This window comes from Oceanobacillus sp. FSL W7-1304, assembly GCF_037969805.1.
GTDB classification, from domain to species: Bacteria; Bacillota; Bacilli; order Bacillales; family Amphibacillaceae; genus Oceanobacillus; species Oceanobacillus profundus.
On the sequence record NZ_CP150211.1, the window covers coordinates 3,391,004 to 3,407,614 of the forward strand.

The following is a 16,611-nucleotide window of genomic DNA, read 5'->3' on the forward strand; positions in this document are numbered from 1 at the left end:
GTGGATGATTGGATGAACGAAGGTAATGATAATCAGCTTGATATGGAAAAAAACGCTGTTTCGATAGAAAAGCAACATAAAAATGAGGAATTAATCAAACGATTGATTAAAACAGAAGCAGCGATTAAAAAGGCAGAAGCCGATATTAAAAATAGTGAAAAACAGATACAGCAAATAAAAAAAAGCAAGACATGGAAACAAACAGCTTCGATTCGTAACGTATTGCATGCAAGCCAAGATCCACAAATAATGGATTTAGAAAACGAGGTTGAATCTATTCGTCATGAATTATATGCTGCAAAGGAAATAATAAACACGCTTAAATTAGAATCTGAGAAGCTAGATTATAATCATTTATGGAGAATGGCAAAGGAAAAGAAGAACGAAGGCACATTAATAGCGTTCATGGAAGATGTCATGGAGCGAAAGCAATCGTATGATGAAAATTACAATCATCTATTAAAGGCAGCCGCTCGTTTATTTATGCATGAGAAGAAGGCATATAAACAGCTTGTTTATCCAAAGCTCCTGTCCGGGCTAAAAGTAGAAGATATTCCAGAGTTCATGATCAGGTCAGGGCTTTCAGAGGAAGAGATTTCATTAAAACCGGCTTCCTCTTACCGTGCCAGTCTAAATATGCGCATGCGGGAGCATCAGCTGCTGGGAACATTACCAGAAATGCTGCTGGATGATAAAAAGGTTGCATACCGATTTATGAATCGATTAAATATAAGAACACCAGAGATTTCGGAGCGCACGTACACATTAGAAGAAATCCCTGAAAAGAATGGGATAGCAATCAAACCTAATGATGGAGCAGGTGCTCGCGGTGTATATCTCGTTTATAATAATAATGATATAATAGATATCAAACAATCAAAGACAATTGCTAATTGGCAAGTTTTAAGGAAAAATATGGAGAGAGACATAGAATCCGGTCGAGTTAGCAATAATGAATGGTTCTTCGAGGAACTAATACTTGAAGACAAAGATAAAAAAATACCTGCCCGCGATATTAAGTTTTATTGTTTTTATGGAAAAGTAGCGCTCATCTTAGAAATTGTACGCTACCCGGAAATAAAGCATTGCTGGTGGACAGCATCAGGTGAACGAATTGGAACTGGAAAATATGATGAAAGCTTATTTAAAGGCCAAGGCGTAACAAATGCTGAAATTGAGATGGCCACAGCGATTAGTGCTGAAATACCTTCTCCTTTTATAAGAATCGATTTTCTAAGGTCTGATGAGGGATTGGTGTTTGGAGAATTCACACCAAAGCCAGGAAATTACGATGAGTTTGATATTCCGACAGATAAATGGCTAGGAGATTATTTTATAGAGGCACAAGGTCGATTAACCAATGATTTGATAAATGGCAAGGAATTTATTCATTATACGAATTTAAAAACGAATGTTTATTTACAAGATTGAAATGGTGGAATGTAGGAGGAAATCAGATGGAAGAGAATCGTGCAGAATGGTTGTCACACCTTTCCAATGAAATTGTTTCAGATGCACATGGGAACTTATTAGATGCATATGTTGTTGCGCTCGAAGGATGGAGAAGAGGTCTAACACTTAGATGGCATGTAAAAGACTCTGAAAAATTTAAAGAGATGAAGACATGGTTTGTAGATAAACCTGGGCAATTATTTTCTTTAAGTTCGAAAGATAGAACACATTACTTCTTTCGCACACGAGGTGACAAAGTAACCAATGAAGCTGTAGATACTGGACGAGATAAAGAAAAGACGAAGCAAGCCTTACTCAAAAATGGGGTATCTGTGCCAGAAGGCAAGCAGTTTACAGAAGAAGCTTCAAATGAGGAAATAGTAGATTACGTATCCCATTTAGGTTTTCCAGTTGTGATAAAACCTACTGATGGCAGCTTCGGCAGAGGTGTTATCTCTAATATTAATAGCAGTGGTGAATTTGAGCATTCATTGGAATATGTACGTGGAAATCTTGGTTACCAAGACGTAATTGTGGAACAATACATACCAGGTAAAGAGTACCGCATGTATGTTGTTGGTGATGAGGTTGTTGGAGCGATGAACCGGATTCCACCAAATATTACGGCTGATGGAATAAATTCTATTAAAGCATTAATTGAAATTAAAAATGAGGAAAGAGGACTTAACCCTCGATTAGTAAGTTGTCCAATTCTTGTGAATGAAGAAGTGGAAGATTTTATCGGGCGAAAAGGATACACACTCGATACAATTCCGGAAAAAGGATTACATGTTGTGCTTAGTGATAAAACGAATATTTCGTTAGGTGGCGATCCAATCGATGCATTGGATGAGATGCCTGAATATGTAAAAGAGGCGGCAGTCAAGGCATTGCATGCTGTTCCGGGTCTTGAACATGGTGCGGTTGATCTGATTGTACATCAGGATAATTCAAATGTCTATATTATTGAGCTAAATCCAACTGCGCAACTAGGTGGTTTGCTCTATCCAATTCAAGGTAAATCAAGAGACATTCCAAAAGCAATCATTGATTATTATTTTCCAGAAACTAAAGGAATAAATACTGCTGAAGTAAATACATTTTTTGATTTCCATGATGTGCTTGATCCGTTGCAATCAAGAGATGCATTTGTTACTACGGTAACTCCATGTCCCCAAGAAAAACTATATACCAAAAAGTATATAGTAAGTGGAGATGTACTCGATATTGGGTACCATCGTGGGCTGCGAAAACAAGCCTTTGAACGTTTTCTGCACGGTTATATCATGACACTTGAAGAAGGCGATATTGAGGTTGTCGTGGGTGGCACTGATCCAGAAATGGTAGATGATTTTAAAAATGGATTTTGGGAAGACGAAGAACGAGGACAAGTCTTTGAAATACAGGTAGATGACTATTACGAACCGATTAAAGTCGGCTTTGAAATTAAAACAGATTTAAAAACGCAAATTGAAGATCTAAAGATGTATAAGCAAGAGCTTGAAGCTACAGAACGTGAACTAAAAAAAGCAGAATTGAAACGCAGAAAGTACTATAGTAGTTTATCCTGGAAAGCAACGATGCCAATTCGATTCGTAGGATCAATCACAAAAAAATTAAAAAACTAACAGGGTGCTACATAGGAGGAAATGGAAATGAAAGAGAAGCAGCTGGGAATTAGTTTGCCACAGCTTACAAATGATATTGTGAGAAATGCTCGAAAAACTCGATTAGATGCTTTTGCAGTTGCCCTGGAAGGCTGGCGAAGAGGTTTGAAGCTCAAATGGTATACAAAGGACTCGGATCATTTCAAAGATATGATTATTTTTGGGGTTAACCCTCCAGGTAGATTGTTTTCATTAAGCTCAGATAAAAAGACACATTACTTTTTTAGAACACGAGGAGATCTTGTTACTAATCAAGCAGTTGAAATAGGGTCTGAAAAAGATGACACGAAGATTTATCTTGAAAAAGCAGGTGTTCCTGTTCCAAAAGGAAAAGGCTTTGCACCAGACGCAACGAACGAAGAAATCATTGCATACAGTAATGAGTTAGGTTACCCGCTTGTATTAAAACCAACAAATGCAAGTTTAGGTAATGGTGTGGTAACAAATATCCGAGATGAAGAGCAGTTAATAAAAGCAATTCATTATGTTCGTCATGAATTAGATTATGATGAAGTAATTGTTGAACAGTATGTAGTAGGTAAAGAATACCGTGTTTACGTTGTAGGAGATAAGGTAATAGCAGCATATAATCGAGTTCCTGCAAATATTACTGGTGATGGGGAGCACACCATTGAAGAGTTAATTGATCTGAAAAATAAGGTGAGAAAGCAAAATGCGCGACTAAATAGCTGTTTAATTCATATCGATAATGAGATTCTAGATTTTATTATGGATGCCGGCTACACACTGGAAAGTATCCCAGAAAAAGGTGAAATAATCTATTTGAGGGAAAAAACAAATGTATCATCTGGTGGAGATCCGGTTGATGTAACGGATACATTGTCAGAAGAGTATAAGCAAGTCGCAATTGATGCGTTAAAAGCTATTCCTGGCTTTCCACATGCTGGTGTCGATATCATTGTAAATGAAGGTGAAGACGTTGCTGAATCTGTAGTTGTAATCGAGTTGAACCCAACAGCACAAATAGGTGGTGCACTGTTTCCAATTGAAGGGAAATCAAGAAATATTCCTGGAGCAATAATTGATTACTATTTTCCTGAAACAAAGGGAACAAATACAGATAAGTCAAAGATTTATTTTGATTTAATAACTGTTTTGGAGCCTTTGGAAAATAGAGCAGCACTTGAAGTAGAGGTAGCTCCTGCACCGATAGGCAGACTTTATTCTAGGAAATATACGGTCTATGGGGATGTACAACGATATAATTTCCATAATTGGTTGAAACAGCAAGCACTTGACCATAGTTTACACGGCTATGTAAAGAGCAAAGTGTTTGATGAAATTGAGATTGTAGTTGCTGGAACAGATAAAGAAACGGTTAGCGGCTTTAAAAAAATTATTGAACAGTATCCTCAAGGCTCTAACGTATTAAAAATTAATGAAGAGAGCTATGAAGATCCAGTAACGGTTGGGTTTGAAATATCAGAGCAATATAACACATCAAATATTAAATCTGTCCAGTATGCTTTAAGGAAGATGGATAAGGATTTGCAGAGATTGAAGAAGCAAAAGGATAGAATTGAGAAGGATAATCAACATATTTTGAATAGTACATCATGGAAATTTACAGCTCCACTTAGAAAAGTTGGAGGAATGGTTAAAGATCAAAAATAATTATATATATGGAAGAGCTCTCTATTTATAAGAAAGTGGATAGCAGTATTATTTTCATCTCATGTTCATAATTGGAATTGACTACCTAGATTAGTGTAAGTAGATATCAGGTCTTTAGTAGGTCATAAATTTAAGAGAAATAAATAAAGCCTTATTCAGAGTCTATATTCTACTAGTATTACCCTGATTACGACAGTGGTAGTGAAATGTTAGAATGAAAATGATAAAGAGTTTTGATATAAGAACATGTAACATTCATTTCATGAAGCTTAAGGTATGTGTTTGATTAGCAATATAATGTATTAGCTCTGATTATGTAATGTTTTATTTGACATTTTTATCAATTAGTATAGAAGGGTGGTATGTTTGAAAAATGGAAGATAAAAAAAGGTGGTTATCACACCTTATAGATTCAATTCCAAGAGAAGCACACGGTTATCCTGTAACTATGTACAGTATTGCTTTAGAGGGATGGAGAAGAGGCTTGACCTTAAAGTTTATTAATAATAGGAGGAATTGGAAAAAAGCAGGTATTGAATATTCATTAACGTATAATGGGAAAGAGCATCGGTTTATAGGTTCTAGAACTAGACTTATAACAAAAGAAGCAATTAAAATTTGCGTGAATAAAGATTTAACAAAACAATACTTGTCTAAAGCAGGAATACCTATTCCACTAGGAGAGATATTTCGAAAAGAAAATGCTGATGAGGAAATTATAAATTACGCAAAAACAATTGGATACCCGCTTGTACTTAAACCTTCAAACGGTGAGGGAGGGAAGGGTGTTATAGCAAATATAAAGAGTGAAAAACAGTTTAAAGATGCTTTGAAGCATGTTAGGTATGAACTAAACTATAAAGAACTAATTGTTGAAAAGTTTTTTGAAGGTGAAGATTATCGTCTTTTTGTAATTGGAGATGATGTAGTAGGTGCTATATATAGAATACCAGCTAATGTAATCGGCGATGGTGTTAATTCAATTAAACAATTATTAGAAAAGAAATTACTAGAGAGGAACAAAAACCCAGCGCTTTTTAGACGACCTATACAGATCGACAAAGAAATGATAGACATATTAAATATGCAAGGCTATACATTAGACAATGTCCCAAATAATGGAGAAAGGGTTAATCTAAAAACGAAAAATAATATTTCAGCAGGTGGAGATCCTATTGATGTTACAGATGAACTAACTGAGGAAGTAAAAATGAATGCGATAAAGGCTATCAAATCTATACCAGGTTTACTTCAAGGTGGTGTAGACGTTCTTTTTAACAAGCAAAATAAAACTGGAGTAGTTATTGAAGTTAACACCCAGCCTAGTATAAGAACTCATCTGTTTCCAATGGAAGGACAAGCAAGAGATGTCCCCAAAAAAATAATTGATTATTATTTTCCTGAAACTATAAGTAATAAGTTGGATAACCAACCGTTATATTATTTTGATATACAGAACGTGTTTGAAACATTCCGATCAGGCATTATAAAGGAAATTACAATCCCTAATGTGCCAAAAGGAGAGTTGATGGCAACGCGATTTAGACTCACTGGTAAATTACGTGGTGTTAATTACGAAAACTGGGTGCAGGCAAGAGCACGAAACTTAAATTTAAATGGATACATAATGCATTTAAAAAATGGTGAAACTTCAATAGTTGTTTCAGGCTCTGTAGATTCGATAAATGAGTTTAGGAAAATTCTTATTAACGAGTCACCTGTGAAAACAAATATCACAAAAATAGTTGAAAAAGAACGAAGTAAACCGGTAAAAATAGGCTTTGAAATAAGATAATGTAATAACTGTTTTAACTGAATTAATAATAATATAGCAAAAAAAGGAGCACAGTATGATTGTCGGATTAATGAGGAATTTTATAAAACCAACGGATATGGCTAGGTTAACAGCAATGTTATGTAAGTATCAAGGAATGGATCTTATTTACTTACGGCCAAGAGATGTGAATGTGAATAATGATACAGTAAAAGGAAAAATGTTAATCGATAATAAATGGGTAACTGTCGAGACAGATTTACCAAAGTTTATCGATATATCACCTTATTGTTTTAAAGCTCAAAACAGACGTATAATGGATTATCTGCGATCTAAGACGCTTTTATCTGATGATCGTATTAGTCGATTGAGTAAAGCTGAATTACAAATAAAGCTAAAAGAGGATAAGAAATTTGAACACTTGGTAATACCTACTATTAGTGCTGATAAGTTTGATAATGTGGAAGAGTATTTAGAAAGATATTCAACTATTGTAATGAAACCGATAGGTGGACAGCGTGGATTTGGTGTTTTTATTTTAAAGAAAGAAAATAACACCTATATACTTGGATATCAAAAAAAGGAAAAAAAGTTAACTAAAGATGAATTAATGTATTTTTTTAAAGAATCAATTGAGAATAAAAGATATATTATACAAAAATATATTTCATCCAGAACACTTCAAGGAGACCCATTTGATTGTAGGGTCCATGTAGAGAAAAATGGTGCTGGGAAATGGGTAAGTGCTCGGAACTTCATAAGGATTGGTATTGGTCAAAAAGTAATCTCTAATGTGAACCAGGGAGGGGGAATTAGTGATCCTGAGCCATTTTTAAAATCGAATTTTGGGGAGAAGTGGGAAGAGATAATTAACAAACTAAACGAATTGGCGCTATCTTTGCCTAATAAAATTGAGGAACTAAGAAAAACAAAATTAATGTCAATGGGAATGGATGTGGCAATCGATAAAAATGGTGATTTATACTTATTTGAAGTAAATGGTGCTCCAACAACCACTCCACTTAGATCAGAGGCAGCTATGCTAAGGACTGAGTATTACAAATATATTATGCAAACGCAGATTAAACAGTAAATGAAATTAATTGGCTATAATTGGGAGTGAAATTCAGTCATATCTAAGTAAATATGGAAGTATAATGATACTCTATTCTGATACATCAATGGAAAAGCTTGAGGGCGCTAAAGAATTAAATTTAATCGAAAGTGTATTCTAGAACTAACTTTTATCGGTTATTTAGGGTTTGTCAAATAAAGTGTGTAAGTTGTATTTTAAATCCCTCTCTTTAAATCTTGTGGAGAAGAAGTTGGTTCATAACTATTGCCGTGTTTTTAATATGTCCACCTTCCCATTTTGTTACGATTTTCTTTTACCCCTAAAAATAATACTTTTAATAGAGCGTTCTTGTTGGTGAACTGCCCCCTGTCAAGTAGACAGTGGAAATAATAAATTTAATTCAAGCGGCCATAGCCCTGTATTCAATAGGACTGTGGTCGTTTAATTTTTCTTGATATCTATCATGATTATAAAAAACAATGTACTCTATTATTGCCTTTTTCAGTTCTTCGAACGTTCCATACTTATGTAAATAGTACTTCTCCCATTTGAGAGTCCCCAAAATGATTCCAATGGGCTGCTATCAATGCACTTTCCACCACGAGACATACTGTGTGTCATCTCTGCCTTATCTATCCGACGATTAAATCCGTGGGAAGTATTGGGAAGTATATTGAAAACCACGATCACTATGAATAAGTGGATGGTCTTTATCATTCAATGTGGCTGTTGCCAGATCCAGCGTTTTAAAAACAAGTCGATTATTGTTTCGTTGTCCAAAAACATAGCTGACAATAGATCCATCATATAAATCACGAATAGCACTTAAATATGCTTTCTTCAACGCACCGTACTTAAACTCTGTCACATCCGTAACCCATTCTTCATTTGGTTTTTCTGCTTTGAAATTGCGATTTAAGATATTCTCCGCAACATGTTTGGGGATAGATTGTTTATAACACTTCTTCTTTTTACGTATGGCAGATTGTAATCCAGTGATTTTCATTAATCTATATATTCTTTTGTGATTTAGTTTTTGCTGAAATTTCTCTTTAAATAGACGGTTCATATTTGCCTTCATTCGACGGTATCCATAGATGCCCTCTACTTTTTCATAAAGAGTTACCATTTCTTTTACAATTTCCCGATTTTGTAGTTCACGTTCAGATGGCGTTCTATTTAACCATTTATAGTAAGCAGATCTTGCGATCCCTGCAATTTCACAAAGAAGGGAAATCGACAGATTTTCCTCCACATGAAGTTCTTGTATTGCCATATATTTATGTTCAAATCTTACTGGATTTATTTCCGCCCCCTTTCGATTTTCTCTAACTTTTTTAGATAGGCAAGTTCCGCACGCAAACGTTCATTTTCAAATTCTAATCGCTTCATCTCTAGTTTGTTTTTCTCTTCTTGCGATAGTTCGGATTCACTCCTTGTTCTCCCGCGATTGTCCTTTAACACTTCTACACCTTTTGTTTCATACTTCTTTACCCATTGATAAACTTGTTGATAAGAAACCTTATATTTATCTGTGGCTTCTTGATAATCTTTTTCGTTCTCCAAACAGTAAACAGCTATCTCGATTCTTTCTTCCCAAGTGGTTTTTCTCCCTTTAGTCATAGAACGTGTTCTCCTTTTTCCCGTATCTTTAAATTCTCTATGAACATTATACTGATTTATCCATCTATTGAGTACAGAATCACTTGAAATATGATGCCTTCAGATAACTTCTTTATAAGAATAGTCTCTCCTGACAAATAATCAGATACAGCTGCTTCTTTTACTTCCTTAGAATATTTTTTCCAGGTCTTGATTCCTTTAATCCACTTATTCCTTCCTTGTATAATCTTCATTATTGTAGGCCATTATTACTTCATATTTAAATTCACTTGAATGAGATCTTTTGGACATAAGAAACTCCCCTTAAGGTAAAACAGATTTTTACTTTTTAATCTGTCTACCTTAAGGGGAGCATATCATGGGGAATGCTCCTCTTTTGATTACTTTTCTGAAGCTTGAATGAATACATTCTACCGAGTCGGTCGTGTACATAACTTTCCGAATAGGACTCCCATAATCATAAAGTTGCTTGATATGGTGGAAGTTTCTTGTCCAAACATCAATAGCTTCCTGGATAGGCAGCCCGTTGTTGTTGAAAAGCTTCAAAAGAAGCACTTAGGCAATCCTTAAGGCATTGGTGAATGCTTTATAATCCCTACTAGGAACGTATTTGATGGAATTACGAATCAATTTCACTATACATCGTTGTACAATGATATTCGGAAAAATGGCACGCAATCCATCCTCCAAACCACTTACCCACCCGTGAATATAATGAAAATAACCTCGCCTCCTCTCGCCTTGATATCATCGAAAACCTGCATCCATTTGTGCTTTCCGCTTCATTTAACCCATAAAGCAAAAATTTCTTTATTGCCCTCTATGGTATATCATAAATCGTGTAAACGTCATATTTCTTCGTTTCAAATTGATTTCTAATCATTGTGTACATGCAATCCGCAAAACAAAGGCATAATAGTTACTTAACGGTCAGGATTTCCATTCTTCTAGCTCAGATAGAATCTGATCTGTAATATCGGATACCAATTGATGGTACACTGAGAACCATAAAGATATCCTCAATCGTGGAAGAAATATCTCGCTTCGACATACCACGTGCGTATATGGAAATCACTTTATTCTCAATTGAAGAGACGCTTTTTTTTTCGTTTGGGGATTGTTTAGGATTAAAAGAACTGTCACGATTTCTTGGCACCTTGATGTCCTTCAACTTAGTCAATAGAATAACCTCACAATTTTTTTATTGTTATTCTAACAATAAAAAAATTAACTGCAAAGTAAGAGCCGTACGTTCTCTCACTTACACAGTTAATATTACACTCCTATCAGTTCATCTTTTTAGATATTTTCCTTAAAATAGAAGTTGATCTCCAACTTTTACTATTTCTAATTGAATGGTTTTCATTGGTTAAATTTAGAATATGTTTATCCTGCTTAGTTATTTGTGCCTTAAGTTTTTCTTTTTCTTTAGACAGTTTGTCGATTTGCATTTGTAATTTTTTATTTTTATTGTTAGCTGAACTAGATTTGACATTTTTATTTATATCTTTCTTTTTTAATTCCTTAGATACGTACTCTAATATCTCTTCTGTAAGATCACCAAATAAAGGTCTTTGAGCAGCGAGCTGGTAAAGCCAAGTTGCACCTCTATAGTTTGCCTCTAAAAAGATAGGTTCATTATTAATACCCACTGCAATATCCCAAGATACAAAGTCATGATGTAAAATATTTTTGTGTAATTCAATCACGAAGTCTTTATATTTATTGAAATCCGGAATTTTTGCATAATCCTTAAAATTATAGTCAGTTGTTGGATGGGTAGTATATATTTTGCAATTCTCGTCAATTGCAAAATCTAAAAATTCACCTTCATCTGTAATACCAATACATAATCCACCCGTTCCGGCGTTATCTTTCACTGAATTATTTGCTCCAAATCTCGCAAAAGTTAGGAGATATTTTATTTCGTTATTCCAACGTAAGGTAACCATTCTTAATGTATTTACGGAAGCGGGATGCGGTTTAGCCATAATAGTGTGCTGTTTTATGACTTCTTGTACAGTAAAATTATATCCGTAAAGTTCTCCTAGTCTCTTCATTTCAATGATTTCTTCATCTAAATAGAGCTGGTTATTTTCATAATGGATTTTTTTTATTCCTTTCCCATTATCAGTATCGCTAGGTTTTATAATTAAATCATTTTTATAATCTAACATGACTTGAAGAGCTTGATTGGTATTTAGATCTTCATTATTTGTATTAAAGTAATGCCCTCTAACTCTCTTTAAAATTGTTCTTGGTGCATTAGGTGTGTAAATCATTCTATCATATATGTTTTTATCACTATATCCTATCCTAATATTCATATCGTTGAAAAAAGGAATTAACTCATTCCACATTATTCTACTAGGTATTACTCTTGGATCAGTATTCTTAGTTAAATTCCTAAATGCTAAATTTAAAATAGGATCTACTTTTTGGCCATAATGTTTATTCCAGAACTCATTTACATCACTTAAAAATGGCTCATCCACATTATCAAGTAAGCCTGCATCATTAAACCTACTAAATGCTTTTTTTGAGGTATTAATATTATGTTTTTTAAAGATATCTTGTTTAGTTGTCGTAGTTTCGTTTTTTATATTCATTGTAGTATTTTCCTTTCTCCTGTTACATTTGTTTTCGTTTCTCGACATTAAATTTTCTCTGTATTCCTTTATTATTTCTCTTACTTCATAATCATTTGCTTTATAAGAGTTAAGTAATACATCTATATTCTCCCTCGCGTGAAATAATTTATTTTGATCTAACCGCTTTTTAGTTCGTTCAATATGCCATTTAATTATCTTTTCTTTATTTAAGAGGAATTTCAATTCCTTGTTTTCAAAAAAGAATTTCGCTACATTTTTTAGTTCGCCAGATAAAAGAAGTGCTCTAGCAGTATAATGCCCAGCATTTGAAATATGATAATAGTTGGCATTTGGATATGCTTGCTTAATAAATATATTAACATAATAATTGTCAATATAATTATACTTATCATAAAATATATTTACTTCTTTATTGCTTACCTTTAGGTTTGTTAACTCTTTATGTTGAAATCCTTTATTCTTAAAAATTCCCCCCATTAGTTTATTGATTACTGGATGAGCAGGAATACGTGGGCTTAAAGCTAAAATATTAGCATTGATTACCCCGCCGTAATATAACGCACAATAGGCTCCTAAGCTAGAACCATATGTAAAGACTTCTTTATTGGTAATTATATTTTTAATAATGTTAAAGAAATTCTTATCTGATAAAAATTGGTATTGAGTATGAATCTTCTGCGCCACATAAATATGATCATACCCTTCTGACATAACCAGTTTACTTGCAAAACCTGTTTCATCTAGTTTAGAATCGATTTCTCCAAATGTTATTATGCATTTATGACTGTTACCAGTAGTATACGCCGTAATTTTATAGTTACTTGTAGAAGCAAGTATTTTTTTTGAATAATCCATTATAGTATCTCCTTCTAAGGTGTTTATAACAACGATTATTAGTAAGTACAGCTATTAGTTATATTACGTGAATATAATACCTATTGTAAAGAATATTATTCCCTATTTTATATACAAAAGTTGGTATGGATATTATTAAAATAATATGGAGGATAGCCGATAATATAATAGAATTGAAAAGGAGGTGAAAAACTAAAGTGAAAATGAAGAAATTTATTACTTATGTCGTTTTATTTTTTATGTTTTTCCACTTTAGTATTCCAGGAGTTAATGCATCCAGAGAAGTTAATAGTAAAGTTGAAGTTTCAGAGGTTGAAGAAGAAAATGTAAAAAGGCTGGAAAAGAGTAATGATTCTGGTGGAATTGCAGAAGAGACTGAGGGAGTAGATGATTCATCTATAGAAGCTGAAACAGGTTCTGATGAACCGCAGTCTAATGCAGAAGAATCAGAAGAGATAACTGACAATACAGTCGAAGTAAAAGAGCCTTCTTCCAAGGAAGAAACTCATCCAGTAGATTCTACAGAAGCAATGGAAGCTCCGGTAAAAGGAACAGAATCAAAAGAAGTACCAGCATCAAAAGAGGAACGAGAGTCTGCAGAAGAAAAATCTAATGATAGTCTAGTAGAAAATGAGGAAGAGGAAGAGGAAGAAAAATCAAACCTCAAAATGAGTGTATTTTCGACTAACATTCAATTACCTTATAAGCAGGGAGATAATCATGAAAAAATTATTCCCATAAAGGTAAAATTAAATGCTCTAGGTTTTGATGGTATAGCTGAAACGGGAAACTATGGTAGTTTTACAGCTAAACGAGTAAAGGAGTTCCAAGCTTATTATAGTTTACCTGAGACTGGAGAAGTCGACCAACGGACGTTGGATAAGCTAAATGAAGTCTATAATAGCCCATATCAAAAAGGCAAGAGTAACTCATACACAACAGAGATTAAAAAGATGCTTAATGCATTGGGTTACAGTGGTCTAGCGGAAGGTCCGGTCTTTGGAAGTTTAACAGAGACACGTTTAAAAGAATTCCAAAGCGACAATGGCTTAAAAGCCCACGGAATTGCCGATGAGCCTACCGTTTCTACACTGGAAAAGGCATATAATAAGACAGTGTTTCAAGTTGGTGACGATCATCCAGCAATTATTCCAATCAAACAAAAGCTAAATGCCTTAGGTTTTGATGGTATAGCTGAGACGGGAAACTATGGTAATTGGACAGCGACCCGAGTGAAGCAATTCCAAGCATATTATGGTTTATCGGCAACAGGGATTGCAGATGAAACAACGCAACAGAAGCTGAATGAGGTTTACAACAGTCCATATCAAAAAGGGAAGCGTAACTCATACACAACAGAAATTAAAAAGATGCTTAACGCATTGGGCTACAATGGTCTAGCAGTAGGTCCGGTCTTTGGAAGTTTAACCGAGACACGTTTAAAGGAATTCCAAAGCGACAATGGCTTAAAAGCTCATGGAATTGCGGATGAACCTACCATTTCAATGCTAGAAAAGGCTTATAATAAGAACGAGTTTCAAGTTGGCGACGATCACCCAGCAATTATTCCAATCAAACAAAAGCTAAATGCCCTAGGTTTTGATGGTATAGCTGAGACGGGAAACTATGGTAATTGGACAGCGACCCGAGTGAAGCAATTCCAAGCATATTATGGTTTATCGGCAACAGGGATTGCGGATGAAAAAACGCAACAGAAGCTAGATGAAGTCTATAATAGCCCATATCAAAAAGGGAAGCGTAACTCTTACACTTCAGAAATTAAAATGATGCTTAATGTATTGGGTTATAATGGTCTAGCAGAGGGTCCAGTCTTTGGGAGTTTAACCGAGACACGTGTAAAAGAATTCCAGAGAGATAATGGCTTAAAAGCCCATGGAATTGCAGATGAGCCTACAATAAAAAAAATAGAAACCAAGTTAAACAATAGCAATATCTTGAAAAAAGGTGATAGAAAACGAGGAGTTATTGATTTAAAAAGAAAATTAAACTCTCTAGGTTACAATGGCCTTGCCCTAACAAATAATTTTGGGAGTTTAACCGAGACTCGTGTAAAGCAATTCCAGAGGGATTATGGTTTAAAAGAATATGGTATGGGTGATAAAATAACTCTGGAAAAAATCGATCACATCTTGAGTACTTCTTTAAAAAGAGGCGATAGAAAACCAGAAGTTATTGAACTGAAAAGAGATCTTAATTCGTTGGGTTATAGTGGTCTTGCTTTAACAAATAATTTTGGAAGTTTAACAGAGAAACGCTTAAAACAATTCCAAAAAGATAATAATTTACCAGTAAATGGTATAGCGGATGAGAGAACATTACAGTTGATTGAAAAATCATTTATAAAAATCTTTATTGATCCAGGTCATGGTGGTCAAGACCCTGGTGGTACAGGTCATGGACTTAAAGAAAAAGATATAGTCTTGGATATTGGATTTAGAATTGCTGAGGAGTTAAGTCGCTATACTGGTGTGAAAGTAATGCTATCAAGAACAAAAGATATATTTCTTGAACTATCAGAAAGAACTAATATGGCAAATAATTGGGTTGCAGATTACTTTGTAAGTTTACATACCAATGCTGGTGGTGGTACTGGTTTTGAAACCTTCATATACAATGGTTCAGTCTCCCAAGAAACAAAGAATAGACAAAAAGATATCCATACTTATTTAGCCAACTGGTTAAAATCTAATAATAATATTAATGATAGAGGGATGAAACAAGCAAACTTCCATGTTGTTAGAGAGAGCTCGATGCCTTCAATCCTCTTGGAGTATATGTTTATAGACAATAAAAGAGAGAATAATTTATTAATAAGCAAAAGTTATCGTAATTCATTAGGGAAAATAACAGCACAAGCCATTGCTAAATCTTTTAACCTTAAAAAGAAATAATTAAATTTTATGTGTACTTGGAAGAGTCTGAGACAAAAGTATTTTTATGAAATAAAAACCGAATATGATTGGTGCAAATAACTCGCTCCGGAAATATATCTCGCGCACCCAGAGCGGCTGGTGGGCCCCCTTGTGCTATAGCACTAGGGTGTCTCACCTATGCCTTACCTCCCGCTGGAGTCTACATATATTTCCTACGCTAAGCTTATGCATCGTTCGTCTTTAACTTTAATCATTTTTGTTATGTCCCAGCTTCTTTCCTACGATTAGTCAAGTCTAATATCATTAATTTAGAAATTACTTTTAGACTAAATTTGGGTATAATAAATAAACCTCAAGTAATGAATTTTTTTCTGAGGGAGTATATGTGATATAATATGATTAATTAGTGGTCCATAGAGACCTTGTGCGAGTAATCGTACTTTGCATTGTTCCTGACCATGGAATAAATACATTTTAGTTGCTTGTTCATGCAAGCTATTATCGCGACCTTGTCCTTTTTAGGATGAGGTTGTTTTTTAAAACTTGTAATAGTACAATCCACAATGTGGTTTGGTGCTGCTTTCTGTTGGCGAATCATGTTCCGAACAATGAAATATAGTACTTTCCTTCCTTTTGGATTTCCTCGCTTATTAATGTGATCGTGGCCTGCATATTTTCCGGAATGATATCTTCGAATATCAATGCCTATAAAGGCGTTGACTTTTTTATGTTCTGAAAAGCGTGGAAGGTCTCCGATTTCGCCAATAAAAAGTGCTGCGCTAATTTCACCTATGTCTGGAATACTTGCGAGTAACTCAAACTCCGAAATTATTTTTGCTTTGGTAATCATTTGTGCAGAAATATTTTCTTTCTCTCCCAATAAATGAAGAAGTTGCCTTGAGTAATATTGGACTTTTTGAGTCTGAACGCCGTTTGAAGAAACAGCTGGATAAGATTCCTTCGCATATTCTATAATTTGACTTGCCTTTTGTTTCGCACGATTCTCCGATATATTTAGGTGGTA

At 34.4% G+C, this 16,611-nt stretch carries 8 protein-coding genes and 2 pseudogenes; 6 read left to right on the plus strand and 4 right to left on the minus strand.

All coding sequences use genetic code 11. From position 1 onward, the window contains the following. Positions 1-12: 12 nt before the first annotated feature. The 5 genes from NYE61_RS16930 to NYE61_RS16950 all read left to right on the plus strand — a co-directional run bounded on the left by NYE61_RS16930 (position 13) and on the right by NYE61_RS16950 (position 7,621). Complete coding sequence (locus tag NYE61_RS16930; protein ID WP_303451199.1) at positions 13-1,431, plus strand: ATP-grasp fold amidoligase family protein; 1,419 nt, start codon at positions 13-15, stop codon at positions 1,429-1,431. 26 nt (positions 1,432-1,457) lie between these two features. Then, positions 1,458-3,080, plus strand: a complete 1,623-nt coding sequence (locus tag NYE61_RS16935; RefSeq protein WP_303451196.1) for an acylphosphatase — start codon at positions 1,458-1,460, stop codon at positions 3,078-3,080. A gap of 27 nt (positions 3,081-3,107) precedes the next feature. Then, on the plus strand, positions 3,108-4,754 hold the full coding sequence (locus tag NYE61_RS16940; RefSeq protein ID WP_303451193.1) for an acylphosphatase: 1,647 nt from the start codon (positions 3,108-3,110) through the stop codon (positions 4,752-4,754). Between the two features lie 373 nt (positions 4,755-5,127). Continuing rightward, entirely contained in the window at positions 5,128-6,549 is a 1,422-nt protein-coding gene (locus NYE61_RS16945) for an acylphosphatase (protein WP_303451191.1), read from the plus strand. Positions 6,550-6,604: 55 nt separating this feature from the next. Continuing rightward, on the plus strand, positions 6,605-7,621 hold the full coding sequence (locus NYE61_RS16950) for a YheC/YheD family protein (RefSeq protein WP_303451188.1): 1,017 nt from the start codon (positions 6,605-6,607) through the stop codon (positions 7,619-7,621). 382 nt (positions 7,622-8,003) lie between these two features. Here NYE61_RS16950 and NYE61_RS16955 read toward each other — a convergent pair. The 3 genes and pseudogenes from NYE61_RS16955 to NYE61_RS16965 all read right to left on the minus strand — a co-directional run bounded on the left by NYE61_RS16955 (position 8,004) and on the right by NYE61_RS16965 (position 12,693). Beyond that, a pseudogene (locus tag NYE61_RS16955) lies at positions 8,004-9,517 on the minus strand (IS3 family transposase). A gap of 69 nt (positions 9,518-9,586) precedes the next feature. Continuing rightward, positions 9,587-10,391, minus strand: a pseudogene (locus NYE61_RS16960) (transposase); the annotation flags it as partial. A gap of 121 nt (positions 10,392-10,512) precedes the next feature. Next, complete coding sequence (locus NYE61_RS16965) at positions 10,513-12,693, minus strand: sugar-transfer associated ATP-grasp domain-containing protein (protein ID WP_303451185.1); 2,181 nt, start codon at positions 12,691-12,693, stop codon at positions 10,513-10,515. A 203-nt stretch (positions 12,694-12,896) separates the two neighbouring features. On the opposite strand from NYE61_RS16965, the gene NYE61_RS16970 reads away from it, so the two are divergent. Next, entirely contained in the window at positions 12,897-15,605 is a 2,709-nt protein-coding gene (locus tag NYE61_RS16970) for a peptidoglycan-binding protein (protein WP_339316085.1), read from the plus strand. Between the two features lie 385 nt (positions 15,606-15,990). Here the strand turns inward: NYE61_RS16970 and NYE61_RS16975 are convergent, their stop codons facing one another. Further along, on the minus strand, positions 15,991-16,467 hold the full coding sequence (locus NYE61_RS16975) for a transposase (RefSeq protein ID WP_303451387.1): 477 nt from the start codon (positions 16,465-16,467) through the stop codon (positions 15,991-15,993). Between the last annotated feature and the right edge of the window lie 144 nt (positions 16,468-16,611).

Excerpts from the sequence above, each read along its gene's own strand:
- NYE61_RS16940 (WP_303451193.1), top strand. The coding sequence starts at position 3,108 with ATGAAAGAGAAGCAGCTGGGAATTAGTTTGCCACAGCTTACAAATGAT.
- NYE61_RS16970 (WP_339316085.1), top strand. The coding sequence starts at position 12,897 with ATGAAGAAATTTATTACTTATGTCGTTTTATTTTTTATGTTTTTCCAC.
- NYE61_RS16965 (WP_303451185.1), bottom strand. The coding sequence starts at position 12,693 with ATGGATTATTCAAAAAAAATACTTGCTTCTACAAGTAACTATAAAATT.
- NYE61_RS16950 (WP_303451188.1), top strand. The coding sequence starts at position 6,605 with ATGATTGTCGGATTAATGAGGAATTTTATAAAACCAACGGATATGGCT.
- NYE61_RS16935 (WP_303451196.1), top strand. The coding sequence starts at position 1,458 with ATGGAAGAGAATCGTGCAGAATGGTTGTCACACCTTTCCAATGAAATT.
- NYE61_RS16930 (WP_303451199.1), top strand. The coding sequence starts at position 13 with ATGAACGAAGGTAATGATAATCAGCTTGATATGGAAAAAAACGCTGTT.
- NYE61_RS16945 (WP_303451191.1), top strand. The coding sequence starts at position 5,128 with ATGGAAGATAAAAAAAGGTGGTTATCACACCTTATAGATTCAATTCCA.